Below are 19,107 nucleotides of genomic sequence, written 5' to 3'. Positions count from 1 at the left end.
GGGGCATGAAGGACGTTATGACGGCGCAGACACCACCGACAACCCCCCCGCCGCAATTTATCGGCGCGGAAATCTATCGCGGCTCGACCTATGGCACCTGGCATCCGTTGCGGGTGCCGCGCGTGTCGACGGTGATGGACCTCAGCCGCGCGCTGGGCTGGTTGCCGCCTGCGCAATTCATCACCAGTCCGCGCGCCAAGGTCGCGGCCCTGACGGGCTTTCACACCCCCGCCTATCTGGCCGCCCTGCAAGCGGCAGAGGCGGCACAGGCCGTGACCGAAGATGTGCGACAACGCCACGGCCTTGGCACGCCGTCCAATCCGGTCTTTTCGGAAATGTTCCGTCGTCCGGCGACGGCGGCGGGCGCCTCGTTGCTGGCGGGCGAGTTGCTGAAGAACGGCGGTGTCATCTATTCGCCCGCAGGCGGCACGCATCACGGCCTGCCCGACCGCGCCAACGGCTTTTGCTATCTCAACGATCCGGTGCTGGCGATCCAGTCGCTGCGGCGCAACGGGGCGCAGCGCGTGGCCTATGTGGACATTGACGCACATCACCCCGACGGGGTCGAACATGCCTTTGCGCAGGACCCCGACACGCTCTTGATCTCCACGCACGAGGCGAACCGCTGGCCGCGCACCGGGGCGATCACGGATCAGGGGGCGGGGCAGGTGTTCAACCTGCCGGTGCCTGCGGGGCTGCATGACGACGATATGGCGCTGATCCTGCAAGAGCTGATCCTGCCCGCCGTCACGGGGTTTCAGCCCGATGCCGTCGTGCTGCAATGCGGGGCGGATGCGGTGACGGAAGACCCGCAATCCCGCCTATGCCTGTCGAACAACGCGCATTGGGCGGTCGTGGCGGCCTTGCGCGACATCGCCCCGCGTTATCTTGTGCTGGGCGGGGGTGGCTATAACCCGTGGTCGGTGGGGCGGCTCTGGACAGGGGTCTGGGCGGTGCTCAACGATCACGCGATCCCTGACCGCCTGCCCGACCACGCCACAGGCGTGCTGCGCGCGCTGCGCTGGGACGGCGCGCCCAAACGGCTGCGGCCGCAAGACCATTGGATGACCACGCTGCGCGACACCCCGCGCCATGGCGCAATCCACGACGCGGTCCGTTCCGGCGTGGCCCAACTCAAACCCCGCTTCTTCCGAGCCTAAATATCCCCGCCGGAGGCCTCAACTGCGCCAGCAGGCGCAGGCAGACCCGCCAACGCCAGCGGCAGAGCAGTCAACGTGCGCGCAACCGCACCCGCATGGTCCGCATAAAAGCCCGCGATCTGGTCGTCGCTCACGGTCATGGGCGCTTGGACCGCATCCAGCAGGTCGGCCTCGGTCAGCACATGGTGGCAGACGCCCGCCGCAATCGCCTCTTGCGCAGGGTATTCGATGGTCCAGATATGCGGGCCGACGATGACAGGTTTGCGCAGGGCCAGCGGTTCGATGATGTTATGCGCGCCTTTGGTCACAAACCCGCCACCGACTATGGCACGGTCGCAGAGCGCAAGGTAGAAATACATTTCGCCCATACTGTCGCCCAGCAAGACATCGATCTGCGGCAGATCGGTCGCCCCAAGGGTCGCGTCCAGCACCTCCGACCGCCGGGCAAAGCGCAGTCCGGCGTCGCGCAGCATCCCCGCAACCTCGTCAAAGCGTTCCGGCGCGCGCGGCACGTAGACAAAGAACGCCCCCGGCACTTGCCGGATCATGTCGACATAGACCGCATCCTCGCCCGCGACGACGCTGGTGAGGGTGAAGGCGGGGCGACCCGCCAAAAGCCTCTCTCGCAGGCGGTCTGCGGCCTGCAACTGCGCTTGCGGGATGGGCTGGTCGAAACGCATCTCGCCAGTGACATGGATGTTGCGCAGGCCTGCGGCGGCGAACCGCTCTGCCTGCAAGGCCGATTTCACGAACCCACCCGCAAATCCGCCTGTCAGCGCCGCCCGCAACCCCCAGCCCGCCATGTCCTTGTCGAAACTCTTCTGCGGATATTGCGCGTTGCACATGAAAAGCGGCACGCCGCGTGCCCTACAGGCCATGATCATGCGCGGCCAGATCTCGATCTCCATCACCAGGCCGTATTTCGGCGCAAAGCGGCGCAGGAACGCCGCATAGGCGATCCCCATGTCGAACGGCACCCACGCGACCTGCACACGGCCTGCGGCAATCTCGGCGCTGAATTCGCGCGCGGCCTCCCGCCGTCCGGCGGGGGTGAAATGGGTGGTCAGCACGCATTCGCCCTGCGCCAGCAGCGCGCGGATCAACGGCGTGGCCGAGCGCATTTCGCCCAAGGATACGGCATGGACCCAGACAGGGTTGCGCACCTGTGGGCGCAGAAGGCCAAAGCGTTCGGCAAGATGCGCGCCATAGGCGGGGTCCTTGCGGGCGCGCAGGCGCAGATAGACGATCACGGCAGGCAGCAGGACCACCCATGCCAGACCATAAGCCAGCAGCGCCATCCGCAGGCGCAACGGAGGAAAGCGGTCAGTCATGGCGCACCTTTAGCAATGCCAGCAGGTCGCGGGCCAAGTGATCGGTCGCGCGCCCTGCGTCCTGTGCCCCGGCCTTAGCCTTGGCTGCCACCGCCGCCAGATCGCCACGCAGCGCACTGGCGATTGCGGCGACATCCAGCACCGCGATGGCCCCGCCTGCCGCATCAAGGGCCGCAAAGTCGGCGACGAAATTGGCGACCTCGGGGCCATGTAGCACCGCACAGTCCAGTTGGGCTGCTTCCCACGGGTTATGCCCCTGGGTCGTATCGAACGTGCCACCGATCAGCACGGCGCGGGCGACACGGTAGACCAGCCCCAGATCGCCAAAAGTATCGCAGAGCCAGCTCGGATCAGCCGCACTGGGCAAGGCCCCTTGCGATTTCAGCGGCGGTGGCATGGGGCAGGCGGCGCTGATCGCGTCGCGCCTGTCGGGATGACGGGGTGCGATGATCAGCAGCGCATCCGGCATTTGCATCCGCAGCGCCTTGTGCGCGGCCAGCGCTGCGGCCTCGTCCGCCGGATGCGATGGTGCGACAGCCCAGACGAAGCGGGACCCTGTGACGGCCTGCAGATCGCGCAAGGCGACAGGGTCGCAGTCCAGCGCGGGGGCGGCGGGTTTCAACGATCCGCTGACGCGGGCTGCGGTACCCAGAGCTGACAGATGCTTGGCACTGTCGTCATCCTGCGCCGTCACCAGCGCCATCCGCATATAAAGATCGCGGTACAGCCCCGCCGCCTTGCCATGCCGCGCGAGCGACGCCGCATTCATCCGTGCTGCCACCATCGCCTGCGGGATACCCCGCTGGCCTGCGTCATGGACCAACCCTGGCCACAGGTCCTGCTCGGCCCAGATGCACAGATCAGGCCGGAAATGGTCCAGAAACCGCCGCCGATAGGCAGGCGCATCCAGCGGCAGGAACTGGTGGATCGTGCGGGGCGGCATCTGTCCGGCGAACACCCGCGCCGAGGCGGCGGTGGTCGAGGTGACAAGGAAATGCAGATCGGGGGCCGCCGCCGCCATCCGCGCGATCAGACCGCGGAGCGACAATATCTCGCCCAGCCCGACCGCGTTGATCCAGACCAGCCTGCCCGTCGGACGTGGGGCCAGTCCACGCCCTTGCTTTTCGATCCAGCGGGTGGCGTGTTCCTTGCCACGCTTGCGCCTGCGGGCCAGCACGGGGCCTGCCGCAAGCGGGATAAGGTAGCTGGCCGCAAGATAGGCGCGCAGGGCCAAACCGGCCCTAGGCATCGCGGTCATGGAATGTCTTTTGCAGCGATCCGGTCCAGAAACCGGGATCGGCGAGCACCGCCGCAAACCGGCCTGCGGCCGATCCGCCACCGAATGCATCGTGGCGTGGATAGGATTTGCCCCATTGCGCGGTCAGGAATTGGGCAATCGCTGCAGAATCGCCCGCATCGGCGAAAAATACCGAGGGCGATTTCGCGCGGTTCGTCTGCCGTGTCCCGATGTCGAGCGATGGCAGCCCCAGAAACGGCGCCTCGCGCACGCCAGCCGAAGAATTGCCGACCATCACGGCCGCGTTCTTCATCAATTCGCTGAAATGGGCGAACCGCATCGACGGCAGCACGCGGAACCGATCCTTGGGGAGAGCGTCGATCTCGGCAAAGATCGCCGCCGATCCGGGGTCGTTGTTGGGGGCGATCACCACGAAATCGTGGCCCGAGGCCACCAGCGCCGTGAACAATGCGCGGGCCTGCGTGCCCATGCTTGCGGCCTCGGAGGTAACAGGGTGGAACACGCAGATGCCGTAATCGGCGAAGGGCAGGGCATAGCGGTCCTTGACCTGTGCGATTGTCACGCCCGATGGACCTGCGTGGAAATCCAGCTCGGGCGAGCCGATGGCGTGGATGTGGCTGGCCTGTTCGCCCAGCGACATCACCCGGCGTGCGGCATCGTCCGAGGATACGAAATGATGGCTCGCCAGCTTGGAATTGCAGTGGCGGTAGATCTCGTCGATGGTGCCGCTGACCTCGCCGCCTTCGACATGGGCGCAGCGGATGTAATTGGTGGCACAGACCAGCGCGGTCGCCAGTGCCTCGACCCGGTCACCGTGGATGACCACCAGATCGGGGCGGTGTTCCTGCACGAAATCGGAAAACCCGATGACCGTCTTGGCGAGGATCATATCCTGCGGATCACCGGGGCGCTGGTTTAGGAATTCATGCACGGTGACACCCGCCATCCGGTGCACCTCGAGCTTGGTCAGCCCGTAGCCTTGGAGCATATGCATGCCGGTGACGAAAAACGACACATTGAACCCGGCATCACGCGCGGCCACGGCCAGCGGTTCCAGCTTGCCGAAATCGGCACGGGTGCCTGTCACGAAAAGAATATAGCGGGACATGAGGGTTCCGTGGCAAGAGAGGTCGGCAGCCGAAACTGGCCTTGCGTGGCAGATTACCTTTGCGGAGGCGGAAAGGGAACCGGCATTGGTCGGGATATGTCCCGCCCGCGGCGACTGACGCATGGCTGCAAGTTTGCGTGTGCCGCCCCAGTTATCCGCTTGACGGCAAGTCCCGTCATCCTTAGGGAAACAGGCCATGAGGCGAGTGGGCAGGTAGGTTATGCAGCGGATTGCAAATCCGTGTAGACCGGTTCGATTCCGGTACTCGCCTCCAAACAATTTCAATGACATAACGTCGCGACGACCGTCTGTCGCATAAACTGGTACCGAAGATCTGCGACGCCTCATCGCGATAAACGCACATGTCGTGGGCGCGGTTTTCAGTCGGACAGCCTTTTGGTCGCGATCAGCAGGCGTGATCGCAGTGACGTCAGAAAAGTCCTGCGCGCGCCGTCATCCTACCGATTGGACCTGTCAGCACAAGATCGCCCAAAGCGTTTCAGTTGCTGCGTGATCGCAGCAAGGCAAACAACGCCAGCAGCACCAGCACCATGCCAAGGATCTGGCTCGAAACAAGGCTCTCTCCGAGAAAAACCATGCCGCCCAGGACGCCGAAAACCGGCGTCGTGGTCAGGAACATCCCCGCCAGTCCGGGCGGGATGCCCTTGAGGCCGACGATGTATAGCCAGAATGCCAATGCGTACTGGATCAGGCCAGACAGGATGGCCAGCGTCAGCATGGGAAGGGTCACGGACACCGGAAGCGATTGCCAGCCCCCAGCAAGCGCCGCCGCAGTCAGCCCAAGCACCAGCCCAAGACCTGCCGATTGCTGAATGGCCGTTAAAAGAAGCGCGGGCATCGTCAGCGCGAGCCTGCTTGACGCCAGCACATAGACGGCGGCGAATGCGGTCCCGACAAGAACCAGCCCATCGCCCACAACCGAGCCGCCGCGCAGATCGTCGGGCCCGCTCAACGACACCAGGATCACCCCGACCACTGCGGTCGCGATGGCGATCATGGCGCTGGCGCTGGGCCGGGTCCGGAACAGAATCCAGGCCCCGAGAAAGATGAACACCGGCTCCAACGCCGCGATAACCGAAGCTTTGCCCGCGGTGGTCAGGGCGAGGCCGGGCACGCCGACGGCATAGGCCAGGCCGGGTTCGAACAGACCCGTGGAACCTGCTTTGGCCATTTGGGACCATGGCAGCAATCGGATCGAGGACAGCAGGACGGCGCTCCAAAGTGCGCAGACGCTGGCGACGAGCTGGATGACCAGCAGCACAAAGGGATCGAACGCGGCAAGCGCCCCTTTTGTCATGACGGTCGCCCCACCTCAACAAGCAGCAGAGCCCAGCATCGCAGCGACGGCGATCGGGCGCGACAGGGCAGGGCGCACAACGGCGTGCATCATCCGGCCGACAGCGCGATGGCCCGCAGTTCGACAGGGCAATCCTTTTGCGCGCAGGCATTCTCGTCGCAGTAGCGGCAGATGTGGTCCGCGCTTTCGCGTCCCTGCGTCAGTGCGCCAAGAATACGTGAAAGTGCGCGCTCGAGTGAGGCCCGGTCGGCTGGCGCGATCTGTTCGAGGAGCGGCATCAAGGTGTTGCCCTGCACTTGGCGCAGCCGCGTATACAGCGCGCGCCCCGCCACGGTCAGCGAAACCGCGACTTCGCGCCGGTCTTGTCCATCCCCGCGCATGGCCAGCCCCTTTGCTGTCAGGCCATCCACAAGCCTGACCGCAGCGGAATGGCTCAGGCCCACTATTCCCGAAAGCTGCGACAGGCTGAGCCCTGGATGCTGACCCAGTGTCAGAATCGTCGCCGTTGTCGAATGGTTCAGACCCGCCTCGATCGCTATTGACGCCGCCTGTGCGTCGGTGATGGCGGTCGCGGCCGCATTCAGCAGGTTTGCCAATCTGTCCATGGGTACTCCTTTTATATGTATGCATCATGCATATATAAATCTTGAGTCGCAATCCTATTTGCATGCGACGCGGCAAATCAAAGCCCCGTCTTGCGCCAGACAAAGGGTGACCGGCGCATCATCTTCAGAGCCAGACGATACGCAGCACAGCTGTTGCCGACATGCAAAAACCGAAGCGGGCCGCGACATCTATTTGCATCAAGAGTTTACGACGCCGTCACTGGCACGCCGTGCTTCGGAACCGTTGCATCGCGCGCCGCAGACGTCAGTCCGCAATCGAAAACCACGTCCGAGCCAAGCCCGAACACACGTGTTTCAGGGCGCAGGCAATCGGCGAGCCGGGTTTGCTGGATCGTGCTTGTCAGGGCGGCCGGTCCGTTTCCGATCACCAAAGGTGCGATGGCGACCTGCAGACGGCACAAATGTCCGGCATCAAGAAAACCTGCAATCGTGATTCCGCCGCCTTCGATCAGCAAATGTTGCAATCCGATGCCCCGCAGACCTTGCAAGATTGCCTCTGGCTGGAACTTGTCGTCGACGAGGGGCAGCTTGAGCACCTCGACATGCGACGGGCGCGGATGATCGACGCCTTGGACGACGATGCAGCGGGTACCGTCGTCGTGCAGGACGGGCGCATCATCAGACAGGCGCGCCTTGGGGTCAATCACGATACGCGCGGGGTTGGGCCCGTCGCAAAGCCGGACCGTCAGCCGCGGGTTATCGTGCAGTGCCGTACCGACGCCGATCACGACCCCGCTCATCAGCGCGCGGATCCGGTGGAGATGGGCAAGGCCGTCCGGCCCTGACACATCGGCTGCATCGCCGGAGACCGTCGCGATGCGTCCGTCAAGCGATTGGCCGATCTGCGCGACAACCACCGGACCCAGATCGCGACGCGCCAATGGCCCGTAAAGATCCAAAGCGCCGCGTTCCCCCGCAGACCATGGACCACCGCAGCACGCACAGGCCGTGCCCGCACGAATGGCAAGCAGGTGGTCCCAGACGCGCGGGGTGACTTCTACATTCTGCATGACGCTTCTCCTGCAATAGCCTTCATTGGAAACCGGGCGGCAAGGCCAGCAAATCGCGATGTCCGATATGACAGTGTCCGTCCAAGACAAGACCCGCGCGCCGGGCGGCCCAAGCGCCTGCGGTCGCCGCGTCCATTTCCGCCGCCGCCGCTGCGATCCCATCGCATAATTGCCGCTGGAGTTCGGCCTGCGCAGGCCCCAGACGCCACGGACTCGGGGCTTCGGTCACGCTAAATCCGGCCTTGCTGAAGATATCTGCAGCCGCGCTCGCACAATCAGGGCCAAGCGCGGGGCCAAACCCTTTATCCCCGCGCTGGTGGCGGTTGAAGGCCGCTGTCACCACGGCGTCGTCTTCATCCGCCGGTGTCCAGGTCATGATCCCGTCGTAGTTCAACGCGGCATAAAAGGCGATGTTGCGGTCTTTCAGAGACAAGGCCAGTCGCGTGACCCAATCATGCGAACACAGATCCAGCAACGCAGAGGCAGTGACGAGCCGCGCATCCGCCAGCGGCAGGTCGTCCAGGTTGCGCATGTCGACTTTGTGCGTCGTCGTGCCCGCCCCCGCGTTCTGTGCCAACAACGCGGGGTCGCTGTCGACAAGGCGCCACACGGCTTTGACAGGCATCACCGGGGCAAAGGCCCGCACCGTCGATCCTGTCCCCGACCCAAGATCAACAATCACCGGCGCTGGGCCGGCAGCCTTTGCCGCTGCAACCAGAAGCCGGTCATCGCGCGCGGCGTGATCGGCCGGTTCCCGCAGCGCAAGCCATGCAGCAGAAAAGCCCATCGGTCAGATCTCGGCCTCGAACCAGCCGCGCGCCAGATGGCTTTCGTGCAGTGTGATCCGCAAGCGCCGGACGCGGTTTGCGTCTTTCAGGTCACCATTGCGCACCTTGTCGGCAAGTGCGCGAAAGATATGGCCGGACAGAAATTCCGTTGTCGTGAAGATGCCCTTGAACTGGCTTTCGTCGTCAAGATTCTTGTAGCGCAGTGGTTCAAGGACCTGCGCCAGCGCGTCGATCGCCAGACCGATATCGACGACCAGCCCGTGTTCGTCGATATCATCCGCGAAGAACGCGGCATCCACCGTGAATGTCGCCCCATGCACACCCTGCGCCGGTCCGAACAGCGGCGACGGGAAAGAATGGGCAATCATGATATGGTCACGGACTTCGACAGCGTACATTTTGGGTATTCCTCTGGGGTGTTGAAAACAGGTGTCAGTATGTGATGCGGTGGCACAAGGTATCGGGGGCCGACAGGATCGCGGCATAGCGATCGGGCAGGTCAGCAAAAGCGGTCTCGCCCGAGATCAGCGCATCAAGCCGGTCATCGCACAGCAGATCAAGCGCCTTGGCCATCCGTCTTGCATAAGTCCAGCGCGGCAGGCGTGCGGGCGGCAAATGGCCGACCTGTGATGCAACGATCCGCAACCGGCGGCTGTGAAACCGGCCACCCAAGGAAAGCGGGACGGTCTTGTCACCGTACCAGCTTGCCTCGACGATCGTGGCGTTCTGGCCCGCGACCGACAGGCCCAACGACAATCCGGCCGGGGTCGCGCTGGTATGGACGACGACGTCGCAATCATGCGCCACGTCATCGGGCGGCGCGAAGCCGACGCCAAGCGCGCTGGCCAGTGCCGCGCGCGCCGGGTTGATATCGACCAGTTGCACCGTTGCACCGGGCAATTGTGCCGCCAGAAACCCGACAAGCGCCCCAACGACACCGGCACCGATCACGGCAACGCGGTCGCCCGCGCCCGCGCCACTGTCCCATAGAATGTTCAAGGCGGTTTCCATATTCGCCGCCAATACCGCCCGCGGCACGGGCAGGGCAGCCGGAAGCACGGTCAGGTTTTGCGCGGGCAGGCAAAAATGCGTCTGGTGGGGAAACAGGCTGAACACGTGCCGCCCGGCCAACGGGCCGTCCTCCACCTCGCCGACATTGCAATAGCCGTATTTCACGGGAAAGGGAAAATCGCCCTCCATGCCGGGACCGCGCATGGATGCATATTCGGACGCGGGCACATGCCCCCCGGACACCAGCCGTTCGGTGCCGCGGCTGATGCCGGAAAACAGCGTCCTGATAGGCACGCCGGTTCCCGTTTGCGCGGGACGGATTGCAGCCTGATCAGGTGCGATGCACCATAAAGCGGCAGCGGTCATGACAGAAGATGCCCCGATTTCTCGGCCTTGGTCGCAAGATAAGCGGTGTTCTGGACAGTCTTGCCGACCTGCAGCGGCACCCGTTCGGTGACAAGGATGCCTTGCGCCTGCAAGATCGCGAGCTTGGCCGGATTGTTGGTCAACAGCCGGACTTTCGGAACACCCAATTGCTTCAGGATTGCTGCGCCATTGCGGAAATCACGTTCGTCGTCGTCGAATCCAAGGTGGTTGTTGGCCTCGACCGTATCAAATCCCTGATCCTGCAGCGCATAGGCGCGCATCTTGTTGGCCATGCCGATTCCGCGGCCTTCCTGATTGAGATACAGCAGCACGCCGCCCTCGGATGCAGCCATGGTTGCGCAGGCGGCGGACAATTGGGCGCCACAATCGCATTTCAGGCTGCCAAGCACATCACCTGTAAAGCATGCCGAATGCAGCCGTGTCAGGACGGGCTTTGACAGGTCGGGTGTTCCGACTTCGATGGCGTAATGTTCGACGCCGCCGTCATTGGGGCGGAACACATGGACGCGGCCAGCCTCGTGCGCGGCCGTCGGCAGGATGGCTGAGGAAACAGGTGTCTGGCAACGCGCCGCCGAGAGTTCGGCCAGCACGTCATCCGCACCAATGATGCACAATGCATTTGCGGCGGCAAAGCGTTGCGCGTCGGAAAGCGGCACAACCAGCGCAGCAGGAAGAAGCTGGGCCGATTTGGCCAGCGCAATCGCGGCCTGATGGATCGCACTGCTGGCCGGTGTGAACACGGGGGTCGGCCTCAGAGGCCGCGCAAAAGCCGGATCCGCCAGCGACATTACCCAATCCAGCCCCACCCCTTGCGGAAGAAAAACCGAAACCACCTCATGCGACGCGCCGTCATGCCGTCCGGTGCCGACGTCCAACGCCTCGGCACGGTGGCGTGTCATCAGCAAATGAGCTTGCTGATCATTGCCCGCCAAGGCTGCAAAACGGTCAAGGGTCAGCGTCTCGGCCGCGATCATCAGAACAGACATGTCATTGTCCGCGATGATGATCGGCACGCCAAGGCGGACGTCGCCTCTGGCGCGCATCACACGCTCGATGCGGCGTGGTGCGATGGCGGATGACGAAACAAGTGGGCGAGAAGGGGCAGGCTTGATGATATTCATAGCGGTCCCGGGGCAGTGTCCCGTGACAAAATAGCACGTAATATCCGTAGACAAGCAGCATGACACAATTGCGACAATATCTGCTGTCTGTCGCCGAATGAGGTGGAGCGGCCATGAAAGTGCCCTAGGTATGGCATGGCTGCAGCTTTTGCTTGTCTGACAAGCGGATTTGATAGGAACGACGAATTGAATATTGGGACTTGGTTGGGTTTTCTGCGGTCGATGGTGATTTATCACAATCCCGTCAATGCGGCACCGATCCGGCGGCTTTACCGCGATCTTCTGAAAAAAGGTGATCTTGCGTTCGATGTGGGGGCCCATGTCGGCACGCGTGCGCGGGCGATGCGCGCGGCTGGTGCGCGCGTCGTGGCGCTTGAACCGCAAGCCCCGTTTTCGACCTATCTGAAATGGACGCTCCCGCGGGATATCCGTTTGATCGCGGCAGCGGCGGGGCGCGAAGTGTCGACTGGTCAAATGGCGGTGTCGTCGCGCCATCCCACGGTGTCATCGCTCAAGACCGGGTTCGTCGAGGCGGCAGGGGCGTCGCATGGTTTTGAAATGGTCAAATGGGACAGGGTTCAGGACGTCGCCGTCACGACACTTGACGTGCTGATCGCCGAGGAGGGGGTGCCGCGCTACATCAAGATTGATGTGGAGGGGTTCGAACTCGATGTTCTTGCTGGTCTCAGCCGGCCGGTCGACATCATCTCTGTCGAATATCTGCCGGGGCTGCCGGACCTCACGATTGCGGTCATCGACAGGTTGATGGAACTGGGCCCCTACCGGTTCAACCCTGTCCGCGGCGAGGAGGGCGATTTCCTCTGGGATCAATGGGCCGAACCAGACGCCGTCAAGACCTGGCTTGCCGGTCTGGCGGCGCACGACAAATCCGGTGATCTTTACGCGCGATTGCCTGATGCCGCCTGACGGCGCAGGGTTGCCGCAAAGGTATCGAATAGCGCCCTTGGTGCAGCGACGACGGTGCCCGATCGCTCGGGCCGGTCGGCGGGGTCAAGGGCCGCGATCACTGCACCTGCTTCGTGCATGATGACAAGGCCTGCGGCGATGTCCCATTGCTGGAGCCGCCGTTCCCAGAACCCGTCCAGGCGCCCCGCCGCAACATAGGCCAGATCAAGCGCCGCCGCGCCCATCCGCCGGACACCGGCGCATCGTGGCATCAAGGCGGCGATATCAGCCGCGTGATCGTCGATATGTGCCATATCGCCAAACGGGATCCCCGTGCCGAACAGGGCCTGCGTCATGTCCGTTGTGTCCGATACCGCAATCGCTGACCCGTTCAGGAACGCGCCCCGGCCAAGAACGGCGGTAAAGGTTTCCTGTTTCAACGGGTCGTGGATTACCCCAAGGCACCGGATGCCATCAACTTCGAGCGCGATGGACACCGCCCAATGCGGGATGCCGCGCAGAAAGTTGGTCGTGCCATCCAGCGGATCGACAAGCCAGCGCCGCCCGCTGCCCTGCCTGCCGCCGGTTTCTTCGCCCAGCCAGCCATCGTCCGGGTTTGCCGCAAGCAGGATGTCCCGCAGGCAAAGTTCGGCTTCAAGATCGGCCTGCGATACGAAATCGCCCGCGCGTTTGGTGTCGATCGTGAGGGCTTTCCTGTCATGCCAATAGGTGGTGAGGATATCACCGGCCGCCTTTGCCGCCGTGACCGCCAGTTCCAGATCGGCAGATGTCTGTCCGGGGACCGTCATGGCCGTGCCAGCGCGATCGCATGCATCGCAATGCGCGCCGTATCTTCCCAGGTGCCAAGCGCCGCGCCTGCATCCAGTGCTGCCTCGCGCATCTGACCTGCAAGCACAGGGTCACCCAGAAGCCTTGCCAAAGCCGCGGCGAAGGCCCCCGGATCGTCGCAGGCGGTCAAGAGCCCGGCGGTTGCGGGCACTGTATCGGGCACCGCGCCGGTGGCGCAGGACACGATCGGCAGGCCGTGAAGCAGTGCTTCGTTAAAGACCATGCCATAGCCTTCGTACCGGGTCGCCAGTGCAAAGATGCTGGCTTGCGCATAAAGTGTGGCCAATTCGGCCGCCGAAACGCGGCCTGCAAGCCGGACCCGTCCGGTCAGCCCAAGCCCGTCGATCCGCGATTGCAGCATGGGTTGATATCCGTCTTCCCACGGGCTTCCCACGATACAGGCATCCCAAGCAAGCGGTGTGATCTGCCCGAGTGCATCAATCAGGATGTCATGCCCCTTGCGTGGATGCAGGATGCCGACCGACAGGATCAGCGGCCGGACCGGCCGCTCTACCGCTTCTGTTTCGACCGGCAGAGGCGCGATGCCCGGCAGCGCGACATGGATGCGGTTTTCGTTGACCTCATAATGGTTGACCAATGTGGCCTTGGTATGCGGGCTTGGCACGATGATCTGCGCGGCGTGACGCAGATTGTCCCTTTCGGTCTGGAACAGATGCGCCTTCTGATCCTCGGGAAGCGCACTTTCGAACGCAAGCGGATGGTGCACGAGGGCGATGATCCGCGCGCTGATCCTTGCGACGTCCGGCGTCGGCAAAGCACCAAAAGCCAGTCCGTCGATAATGACGGTCATACTGGCGGGCACAGCCTGCAACTGTGCGCAAGCGCGCGCCATATCCTCAGCGGGCGCAAAGGGAAAACTGCCTGGCAGGGTGATCAACGCCACGTCATGTCCGGCACGCTGCAATTCTTCGAAAAGGTGGCGGTCGTAGATGTAGCCGCCGGTCAACGTCGTGATGTCACCCGGAACAGCAAAGGCGATTGATGTCTGCGGCATCTGAAACGGGTCCTTAGCGAGAAGCCGGCGACGTGCCGGCCCGGATGTGCGCAGATAGCACGGGTCAGGCGCTTGTCGAATAGCCCCGTTGCGTCGGACGGTCATGGGTATTGCGCGACGGTCGGCACAATGCGCCGCAACACAGGCTTGGGATACTTTTGCGGCATGCCGGCGTGAGGGGCTTTGCCGCAGACGTGGTCGGCTGCGGGACCGGAGATGAAGATTTGAGCAGGTCAATGCCCACGACCTTACGCCGGTTCTGCGACAATTGGAGCCGACGAAGAAACGTCCGCCACAGGCCGGCGCAGGTCTACGTCCGCAAGCCGACCGTCCGTCATGATCAGCACCTTGTCACAGAAGTGTTCAACCAGTGCCCGGTCGTGGCTGATGAACAGGATGGCAAGTTTCAGTCGCTCTTGCAGGTCCGACAGGACATTGAGGACCAGCGCCTGCGAAGAGACATCCAACGCGGAGGTGATTTCATCGCAGATCAGACAAGCGGGCCTTAACGCCAGCGCGCGTGCGATCGTGACACGCTGGAGCTGCCCACCCGACAGCTCTGCCGGAAACCTTTCCGCGATGTCGGCAGGGAGCCCGACCTCGGCCAACATCTGATCGGTCGTGCCGAGGGGCACTCTGTGGATGCGTTGCGGTTCCAGCAGCGATTGGCCGATTGTCCGTCGCGGGTTCAGCGCGCCCGATGCATCCTGAAACACGTATTGCACCTGGCGCCTGTCAGACGCCAGTCGGTGTCCATTTCTGTGTAGTAACTGGTCATTGACCCGGATCTCGCCTGACTGCGTCGCCACAAGGCCGACAAGCGCCCGACCCAGTGTGCTCTTGCCGCTGCCGCTGGCCCCGACGAGGCCAAGGCTGGTTCCCGCATGCAAGTCCAGTGACACGCCCTGCAATGCCGGATGTCCGGGGCGGAACAACCCTCGACCGGGATAGCGCACAGTCAGGTCGCGCACCGAAGCAACGACAGGTCCGGGCACGACGGGCCGCTTCGGCCCGGGGACCGCGCCGCTGCGGATCATGTCCAGCGTCATCAGTCGCGCCCTTGGCCGCCCGCCCGTACCCGGCGTGCAAGCGATCAGGGCTTTGGTGTAATCCTCCTGCGGGTTGACGAGGATCTGGCGTGTGCTGCCTGCCTCGATCACTTGCCCGTCCCGCATCACAATTATGTCTTGGGCCAAACGCGACACAACGCCCAGATCATGCGAAATAAACAAAAGCGCCATCCGACGGCGCGTCTGCAGCGTGGCGAGAAGCGCGATAATCTGATCAGCGACGTCGCTATCCAACGCGGTGGTGGGTTCATCAGCCACCAGAAGGTCAGGATCCCCTGCAAGTGCGAGCGCGATCATGCACCGTTGCTGTTGCCCTCCGGATAATTCATGCGGATAGCGCCCCGCGATGCCCGGCAGGTGTGCCAGTCCGACTTCGTCCAGCAGGGCGGATACCTTGGTGCGTGCCACGGAACGGTCGGACCCCGCTGCACGTGCTGCCTCGCGGATCTGTTCACCAACGGGCATCAGAGGGTTCAGCGATCCTGCGGGGTCTTGAAATACTGCCCCGATCCTGCTGCCGCGCAGCGCCCGCATTTCATTTTCGGACATTCTCATCACATCCAGCCCGTCGAACCGGGCCTCGCCGCCAAGGGTCATTGGCGTCCCCGGCGGGCCGAGGCCCAGAACCGACATCGCCGTCATCGTTTTGCCTGACCCCGACTCTCCTACAATGGCAAGCGTGCGTCCGGCGAAGAGGTCGAACGAAACTCCGCGGACCACCGGTATCGTGCCATTGGATGTGCGGATTGTGACCGTCAGGTCGCGAAGCTGAAGCAAGGCAGGTAACGTCATCGTCCAATCCTCGGGTCAAGGCTGCGTTGCACGAGATCGCTTATCAGATTGGCGAGCACGACTGTCAGTCCCAGCCAGATCACCACAGCCTGGACCACCGGATAGTCGCGTCCCTGGATCGCCTGCAACGTCAGTGTCCCGAGGCCTGGCAGGCCGAAAACGACCTCCATCGTAATTGCCCCGGTCAGTGCCCCTGCAAGCAGGATGCCGAACAGGGCGACAACAACCGTCAATGCGTTGGGCAGAATATGGCGCAGCACGATTTGCCAGCGGGACAGACCTTTGGCTCGTGCTGTCCGCACAAAGGCCGCCCGTTCAGTGTCCACCATGTCTTCGTGCAGCATCTTGGCCAGCGTGCCGGCCGTATCCATGCCAAGAATGACAGCGGGTACGACCATGTTTCCGATGGCTGGTATCCAGCCCAACCAGACCGCAAACACGATCACGCAAAGAATACCGATCGAAAAGGTCGGCACGACAATCGACCAGAGTGTGATGAACTGCACCAGAGCCACGAATATTGATTTAGGAAACACGCAAGCCAACACCGGCAATCCGACACCCAGCGTCAGCCCGATCCCCAGCGCTGATGCACCGAGGATCAGTGTCGGTGCCAGCGCGACCCGCAACAGATCGAGGATCGGCGTGCCATACCGAAGGGAGACACCGAAATCGCCCCCGGCAACCATCCCCAGCCATGCCGTGAACTGGGACCACCAGCCCTCGTTCAATCTCAAGCTTTCGCGCATCGCATCCTGCTGGCCGTATGTCAGCGTGCCCTGAATACCCATCACGTCGACAATGTCACCGGGGATCATACGGATCAGAAAAAAGCTGAAGACAACGATGCCCGCTGCGATCATCAGTGATCTGAGAATATCAGCGCCTATGGGCAGAAGAGTCTGGATCAGCCGATCATTCATAGTGCAATCCTCCTTCTATCGGGGTCGAACCCACGGCGCAGCGCGTCACCGATCAAAGCCATCCCAAAGGTCGCCACACTCAGCGCGATGATGGGGGCAAGAACGGCATGCGGAGCGGCTTCGGTGTATTGAGTGGCATTGGCGATCATCCGCCCCCAAGTCGGCGTTTCAGGCGATACGCCGAGACCCAGAAAGCTCATCACGGACTCAAGGACGATGCAGCGCGGCAAGATGATGGCGAATTGTGTGATCAATGCCCCAATGATGTTGGGCAAGACATGAACGATGGTAATCCGAAGACGTGATGCGCCCAAGACCTGCGCCGCCGCCACATAGGGGCGCGCCATCTGCTGTCGCCATGTCGCACGGGTGATCATCGCGAACATCGGCGAAAAGGAAACGCCAAGTGCCAGCATGACCGAGAACGCTCCCGGTTCGAAGGCGGCCACGAACGCAAGGGCAAACAGGATACCGGGCAACGCCCGGATCAGATCGAACATCGAAAACACGCCGGTCTCGACGATCCGGCCCAATGACAAGGCCATCAACGACAGCGCCGCCCCGATCCCGAGCGCGATCAGCGCAGCACCCGCCCCGAACATCAGGCTGAGGCGGGTTCCTGCGATCAACCGGGACAGCACATCATGGCCTTGGTCATCGGTGCCGAGCCAATGATCGATACTTGGGCCTTCGTTCATGCGGACGCTGAATTGATAGGGATCGTGTGGGCTGAGGAGTGGCCCAAGAAGGGCCACTCCGATCATCGTCCCGACGATAGCTATGCCAGTCGCCGTTAGGGGCGATATGCGACTGCGCCGCACAGCAACAACGTAAGCAACTGACACAGTCATCGCTTTTCCTCCCTTCAGGCTCCGGTGATCATCCATGTTTCGGCCAGTCCACCGTCGACACGGTGGGTGGACGTGTTGAAGGCCACGGTGAAATCCCTCACCTCTGACCGGATCCCGTAGGCGGCAGGGCTGTGACCGATGACGATGGTGTAGTAGCGGTCGGATATCCGCTGCCATGCATCAAGGTAATGCTGGCGCCGCTCGTCCGCATCGACCGAGGCAACCGCCGCATTGATCATCCGATCCAGTTCTGGGTCCTGCGGACCGCCCCAAAGGCCCGGATTGGGTCCGTCGGACATGAATCGCACAAAACGCAGGAACACGTCATTGCGGGGGCCCGAACTGCCTGGAAACACATCCCAGTCGTATTCCGACAAACGCCGCTGATACCCCAGATCATCATAGGCGCGGTTGTTCACGCGGAACCCCAGCTGCTGCAGGGTTTGAGAGACCGGCCCGGCAAGCCTGTCGTTTTGTGTCGAAACCATCTCCAGCATGAAGTCGCCCGGATTGATGCCTTCTTCTGCCAGGATCGCTTTTGCGCGGTCCATGTCCGGTGCTTTGTGCGGGTCGGCTTCCGACATCGCCTCGTCGAAATAGAAATTGCCCGGCACCACCATCTGATTGCTGGCAACCGCATACTGGCCGGCCACGATCGTGCGCAGTGTCGGGATATCGAGTGCATGCGCAACCGCCTCGCGCACGCGCACATTGTCGAAGGGCGGGCGGGCGACACGATTGTTGAACGACACGAAGCTCCAGCTTGTATCCGTCCGGAACATCACTTCGACATCCGGATTTGCTTCGAATTCCGACACCTGCGACAGCGGGATCGAGCTTGCGTGGAAATCGCCAGCACGCAACGCGAGCGACGTGTCGGCCACCTCGCGCACATCGAAGATAATCTCGTCCAGATAGGGTTTTTCCGCCATCCAGTAGCCGTCAAAGCGCTTGCCCCGCAGTTCAAGCTGCGGAGTCCATGTGTCGAATGTGAATGGCCCGGTGCCTATCGCCTTGGTGATCTGGCCGTTCCAACCGGGCGAGTCAGGCGACAAGATCCAGGCTTCTGCGATCACATTCAGAAACGGCGCGAAGGGCGTCAAAAGCCGCACGACGAATGTGGCATCGTCAGGTGCCGACATCTCTTCGACATCGGCCAAGGCAGAGGTTAGCCAACCGCCTTGCACTTCGCGTTTGATCCGCTCGAAGTTGGCAAGGACATCGCCTGCGGTCATCGTGCGACCGTCGTGGAACGTCACGCCTTGGCGGATGGCGAAAGTATAGGTCTTACCGTCTTCCGAAATCTCCCAGCTTTCGGCAAGCATACCGCGCGGCTGCCCGTCCGCCGAGATCGATGTCAGTGTCTCGACGAAAGGGTGGGTCAGGTTGATTGATCCGGTATGCCGGTGAAAATCAGCGGTATCAAGCGTGCCCCACGACAGGCGCATGGTGCCCCCATGGGATGGGGTCGATTGGGCGATTGCTCCGCCACCGTTCAGGATGGTGGCCATGGCAGTGCCGGCAGCCAGAGTTGTCAGAAATTCGCGTCGTTGCATGAAAGAGGCTCCTTGTCTGGGGTTGAA

The 19,107-nt window shown here is 62.8% G+C and carries 17 protein-coding genes, 1 tRNA gene and 1 pseudogene; 3 read left to right on the top strand and 16 right to left on the bottom strand.

The features are described from left to right. Positions 1-5 precede the first annotated feature (5 nt). Positions 6-1,160, top strand: a complete 1,155-nt coding sequence (locus H147_RS0107445) for an acetoin utilization protein AcuC (protein ID WP_019954727.1) — start codon at positions 6-8, stop codon at positions 1,158-1,160. Here H147_RS0107445 and H147_RS0107440 read toward each other — a convergent pair. The 3 genes from H147_RS0107440 to neuC are packed head-to-tail and all read right to left on the bottom strand — an operon-like array spanning position 1,157 to position 4,857. Next, complete coding sequence (locus tag H147_RS0107440) at positions 1,157-2,491, bottom strand: 3-deoxy-D-manno-octulosonic acid transferase (protein ID WP_026352342.1); 1,335 nt, start codon at positions 2,489-2,491, stop codon at positions 1,157-1,159. The two genes, H147_RS0107445 and H147_RS0107440, sit on opposite strands and share 4 nt — an antisense overlap. Continuing rightward, positions 2,484-3,749 carry a 3-deoxy-D-manno-octulosonic acid transferase gene (locus H147_RS0107435; RefSeq protein WP_019954725.1) on the bottom strand — a complete coding sequence of 422 codons (1,266 nt, stop codon included), beginning with the start codon at positions 3,747-3,749 and terminating at the stop codon, positions 2,484-2,486. The genes H147_RS0107440 and H147_RS0107435 overlap by 8 nt, the downstream gene beginning before the upstream one ends. Beyond that, positions 3,733-4,857, bottom strand: coding sequence for a UDP-N-acetylglucosamine 2-epimerase (neuC, locus tag H147_RS0107430; protein WP_019954724.1), 1,125 nt, complete (start codon positions 4,855-4,857; stop codon positions 3,733-3,735). The genes H147_RS0107435 and neuC overlap by 17 nt, the downstream gene beginning before the upstream one ends. A gap of 200 nt (positions 4,858-5,057) precedes the next feature. On the opposite strand from neuC, the gene H147_RS0107425 reads away from it, so the two are divergent. Beyond that, positions 5,058-5,131: transfer RNA gene (locus tag H147_RS0107425), tRNA-Cys, on the top strand. A gap of 225 nt (positions 5,132-5,356) precedes the next feature. On the opposite strand, the pseudogene H147_RS21565 reads toward H147_RS0107425, so the two are convergent. From H147_RS21565 to ribA, 7 genes and pseudogenes are all read right to left on the bottom strand, one after another. Beyond that, a pseudogene (locus H147_RS21565) lies at positions 5,357-6,178 on the bottom strand (DMT family transporter); the annotation flags it as partial. An 86-nt stretch (positions 6,179-6,264) separates the two neighbouring features. After that, a complete protein-coding gene (locus tag H147_RS0107415; RefSeq protein WP_019954722.1) occupies positions 6,265-6,780 on the bottom strand; it encodes a MarR family winged helix-turn-helix transcriptional regulator in 516 nt (171 codons plus the stop codon). A gap of 206 nt (positions 6,781-6,986) precedes the next feature. Further along, the gene (locus H147_RS0107410) at positions 6,987-7,811 is read right to left on the bottom strand and encodes a RibD family protein (protein WP_019954721.1); all 825 of its coding nucleotides are present in this window, start codon (positions 7,809-7,811) and stop codon (positions 6,987-6,989) included. Positions 7,812-7,833: 22 nt separating this feature from the next. Further along, positions 7,834-8,598: a class I SAM-dependent methyltransferase gene (locus H147_RS0107405; RefSeq protein WP_019954720.1), complete on the bottom strand. Its 765-nt coding sequence runs from the start codon at positions 8,596-8,598 to the stop codon at positions 7,834-7,836. Between the two features lie 3 nt (positions 8,599-8,601). Next, on the bottom strand, positions 8,602-8,997 hold the full coding sequence (locus H147_RS0107400; protein ID WP_019954719.1) for a 6-pyruvoyl trahydropterin synthase family protein: 396 nt from the start codon (positions 8,995-8,997) through the stop codon (positions 8,602-8,604). 34 nt (positions 8,998-9,031) lie between these two features. Then, positions 9,032-9,904, bottom strand: a complete 873-nt coding sequence (locus H147_RS0107395) for a zinc-dependent alcohol dehydrogenase (protein WP_245541119.1) — start codon at positions 9,902-9,904, stop codon at positions 9,032-9,034. A gap of 68 nt (positions 9,905-9,972) precedes the next feature. Continuing rightward, positions 9,973-11,118 carry a GTP cyclohydrolase II gene (ribA, locus tag H147_RS0107390; protein WP_019954717.1) on the bottom strand — a complete coding sequence of 382 codons (1,146 nt, stop codon included), beginning with the start codon at positions 11,116-11,118 and terminating at the stop codon, positions 9,973-9,975. 222 nt (positions 11,119-11,340) lie between these two features. Between ribA and H147_RS0107385 the strand changes: the two genes are divergently transcribed. After that, positions 11,341-12,045: an FkbM family methyltransferase gene (locus tag H147_RS0107385; RefSeq protein ID WP_245541118.1), complete on the top strand. Its 705-nt coding sequence runs from the start codon at positions 11,341-11,343 to the stop codon at positions 12,043-12,045. Here the strand turns inward: H147_RS0107385 and H147_RS0107380 are convergent. From H147_RS0107380 to H147_RS0107355, 6 genes are all read right to left on the bottom strand, one after another. Continuing rightward, complete coding sequence (locus H147_RS0107380; protein WP_019954715.1) at positions 12,018-12,833, bottom strand: inositol monophosphatase family protein; 816 nt, start codon at positions 12,831-12,833, stop codon at positions 12,018-12,020. The genes H147_RS0107385 and H147_RS0107380 overlap by 28 nt on opposite strands. Then, positions 12,830-13,888 carry a glycosyltransferase family 4 protein gene (locus tag H147_RS0107375; RefSeq protein ID WP_019954714.1) on the bottom strand — a complete coding sequence of 353 codons (1,059 nt, stop codon included), beginning with the start codon at positions 13,886-13,888 and terminating at the stop codon, positions 12,830-12,832. The genes H147_RS0107380 and H147_RS0107375 overlap by 4 nt, the downstream gene beginning before the upstream one ends. A gap of 248 nt (positions 13,889-14,136) precedes the next feature. Then, complete coding sequence (locus tag H147_RS19450; RefSeq protein WP_019954713.1) at positions 14,137-15,750, bottom strand: ATP-binding cassette domain-containing protein; 1,614 nt, start codon at positions 15,748-15,750, stop codon at positions 14,137-14,139. Beyond that, a complete protein-coding gene (locus H147_RS0107365) occupies positions 15,747-16,673 on the bottom strand; it encodes an ABC transporter permease (RefSeq protein ID WP_019954712.1) in 927 nt (308 codons plus the stop codon). The genes H147_RS19450 and H147_RS0107365 overlap by 4 nt, the downstream gene beginning before the upstream one ends. Continuing rightward, on the bottom strand, positions 16,670-17,371 hold the full coding sequence (locus H147_RS19445) for an ABC transporter permease (RefSeq protein ID WP_019954711.1): 702 nt from the start codon (positions 17,369-17,371) through the stop codon (positions 16,670-16,672). Before H147_RS19445 ends, H147_RS0107365 begins: the two co-directional genes overlap by 4 nt. Before the next feature lie 167 nt (positions 17,372-17,538). After that, complete coding sequence (locus tag H147_RS0107355; RefSeq protein WP_110570931.1) at positions 17,539-19,080, bottom strand: ABC transporter substrate-binding protein; 1,542 nt, start codon at positions 19,078-19,080, stop codon at positions 17,539-17,541. Between the last annotated feature and the right edge of the window lie 27 nt (positions 19,081-19,107).

This window comes from Yoonia vestfoldensis DSM 16212 (genome assembly GCF_000382265.1).
Taxonomy (GTDB): Bacteria; Pseudomonadota; Alphaproteobacteria; order Rhodobacterales; family Rhodobacteraceae; genus Yoonia; species Yoonia vestfoldensis.
The sequence above is the reverse complement of the archived record's forward strand: the minus strand, read 5'-3'. Positions and strand labels throughout refer to the sequence as shown.

What these genes read in the sequence shown, in the direction of transcription:
- H147_RS0107445 (WP_019954727.1), top strand. Translation starts at nt 6, where the DNA reads ATGAAGGACGTTATGACGGCGCAGACACCACCGACAACCCCCCCGCCG.
- H147_RS0107440 (WP_026352342.1), bottom strand. Translation starts at nt 2,491, where the DNA reads ATGACTGACCGCTTTCCTCCGTTGCGCCTGCGGATGGCGCTGCTGGCT.
- H147_RS0107435 (WP_019954725.1), bottom strand. Translation starts at nt 3,749, where the DNA reads ATGACCGCGATGCCTAGGGCCGGTTTGGCCCTGCGCGCCTATCTTGCG.
- neuC (WP_019954724.1), bottom strand. Translation starts at nt 4,857, where the DNA reads ATGTCCCGCTATATTCTTTTCGTGACAGGCACCCGTGCCGATTTCGGC.
- H147_RS0107415 (WP_019954722.1), bottom strand. Translation starts at nt 6,780, where the DNA reads ATGGACAGATTGGCAAACCTGCTGAATGCGGCCGCGACCGCCATCACC.
- H147_RS0107410 (WP_019954721.1), bottom strand. Translation starts at nt 7,811, where the DNA reads ATGCAGAATGTAGAAGTCACCCCGCGCGTCTGGGACCACCTGCTTGCC.
- H147_RS0107405 (WP_019954720.1), bottom strand. Translation starts at nt 8,598, where the DNA reads ATGGGCTTTTCTGCTGCATGGCTTGCGCTGCGGGAACCGGCCGATCAC.
- H147_RS0107400 (WP_019954719.1), bottom strand. Translation starts at nt 8,997, where the DNA reads ATGTACGCTGTCGAAGTCCGTGACCATATCATGATTGCCCATTCTTTC.
- ribA (WP_019954717.1), bottom strand. Translation starts at nt 11,118, where the DNA reads ATGAATATCATCAAGCCTGCCCCTTCTCGCCCACTTGTTTCGTCATCC.
- H147_RS0107385 (WP_245541118.1), top strand. Translation starts at nt 11,341, where the DNA reads ATGGTGATTTATCACAATCCCGTCAATGCGGCACCGATCCGGCGGCTT.
- H147_RS0107380 (WP_019954715.1), bottom strand. Translation starts at nt 12,833, where the DNA reads ATGACGGTCCCCGGACAGACATCTGCCGATCTGGAACTGGCGGTCACG.
- H147_RS0107375 (WP_019954714.1), bottom strand. Translation starts at nt 13,888, where the DNA reads ATGCCGCAGACATCAATCGCCTTTGCTGTTCCGGGTGACATCACGACG.
- H147_RS19450 (WP_019954713.1), bottom strand. Translation starts at nt 15,750, where the DNA reads ATGACGTTACCTGCCTTGCTTCAGCTTCGCGACCTGACGGTCACAATC.
- H147_RS0107365 (WP_019954712.1), bottom strand. Translation starts at nt 16,673, where the DNA reads ATGAATGATCGGCTGATCCAGACTCTTCTGCCCATAGGCGCTGATATT.
- H147_RS19445 (WP_019954711.1), bottom strand. Translation starts at nt 17,371, where the DNA reads ATGAACGAAGGCCCAAGTATCGATCATTGGCTCGGCACCGATGACCAA.
- H147_RS0107355 (WP_110570931.1), bottom strand. Translation starts at nt 19,080, where the DNA reads ATGCAACGACGCGAATTTCTGACAACTCTGGCTGCCGGCACTGCCATG.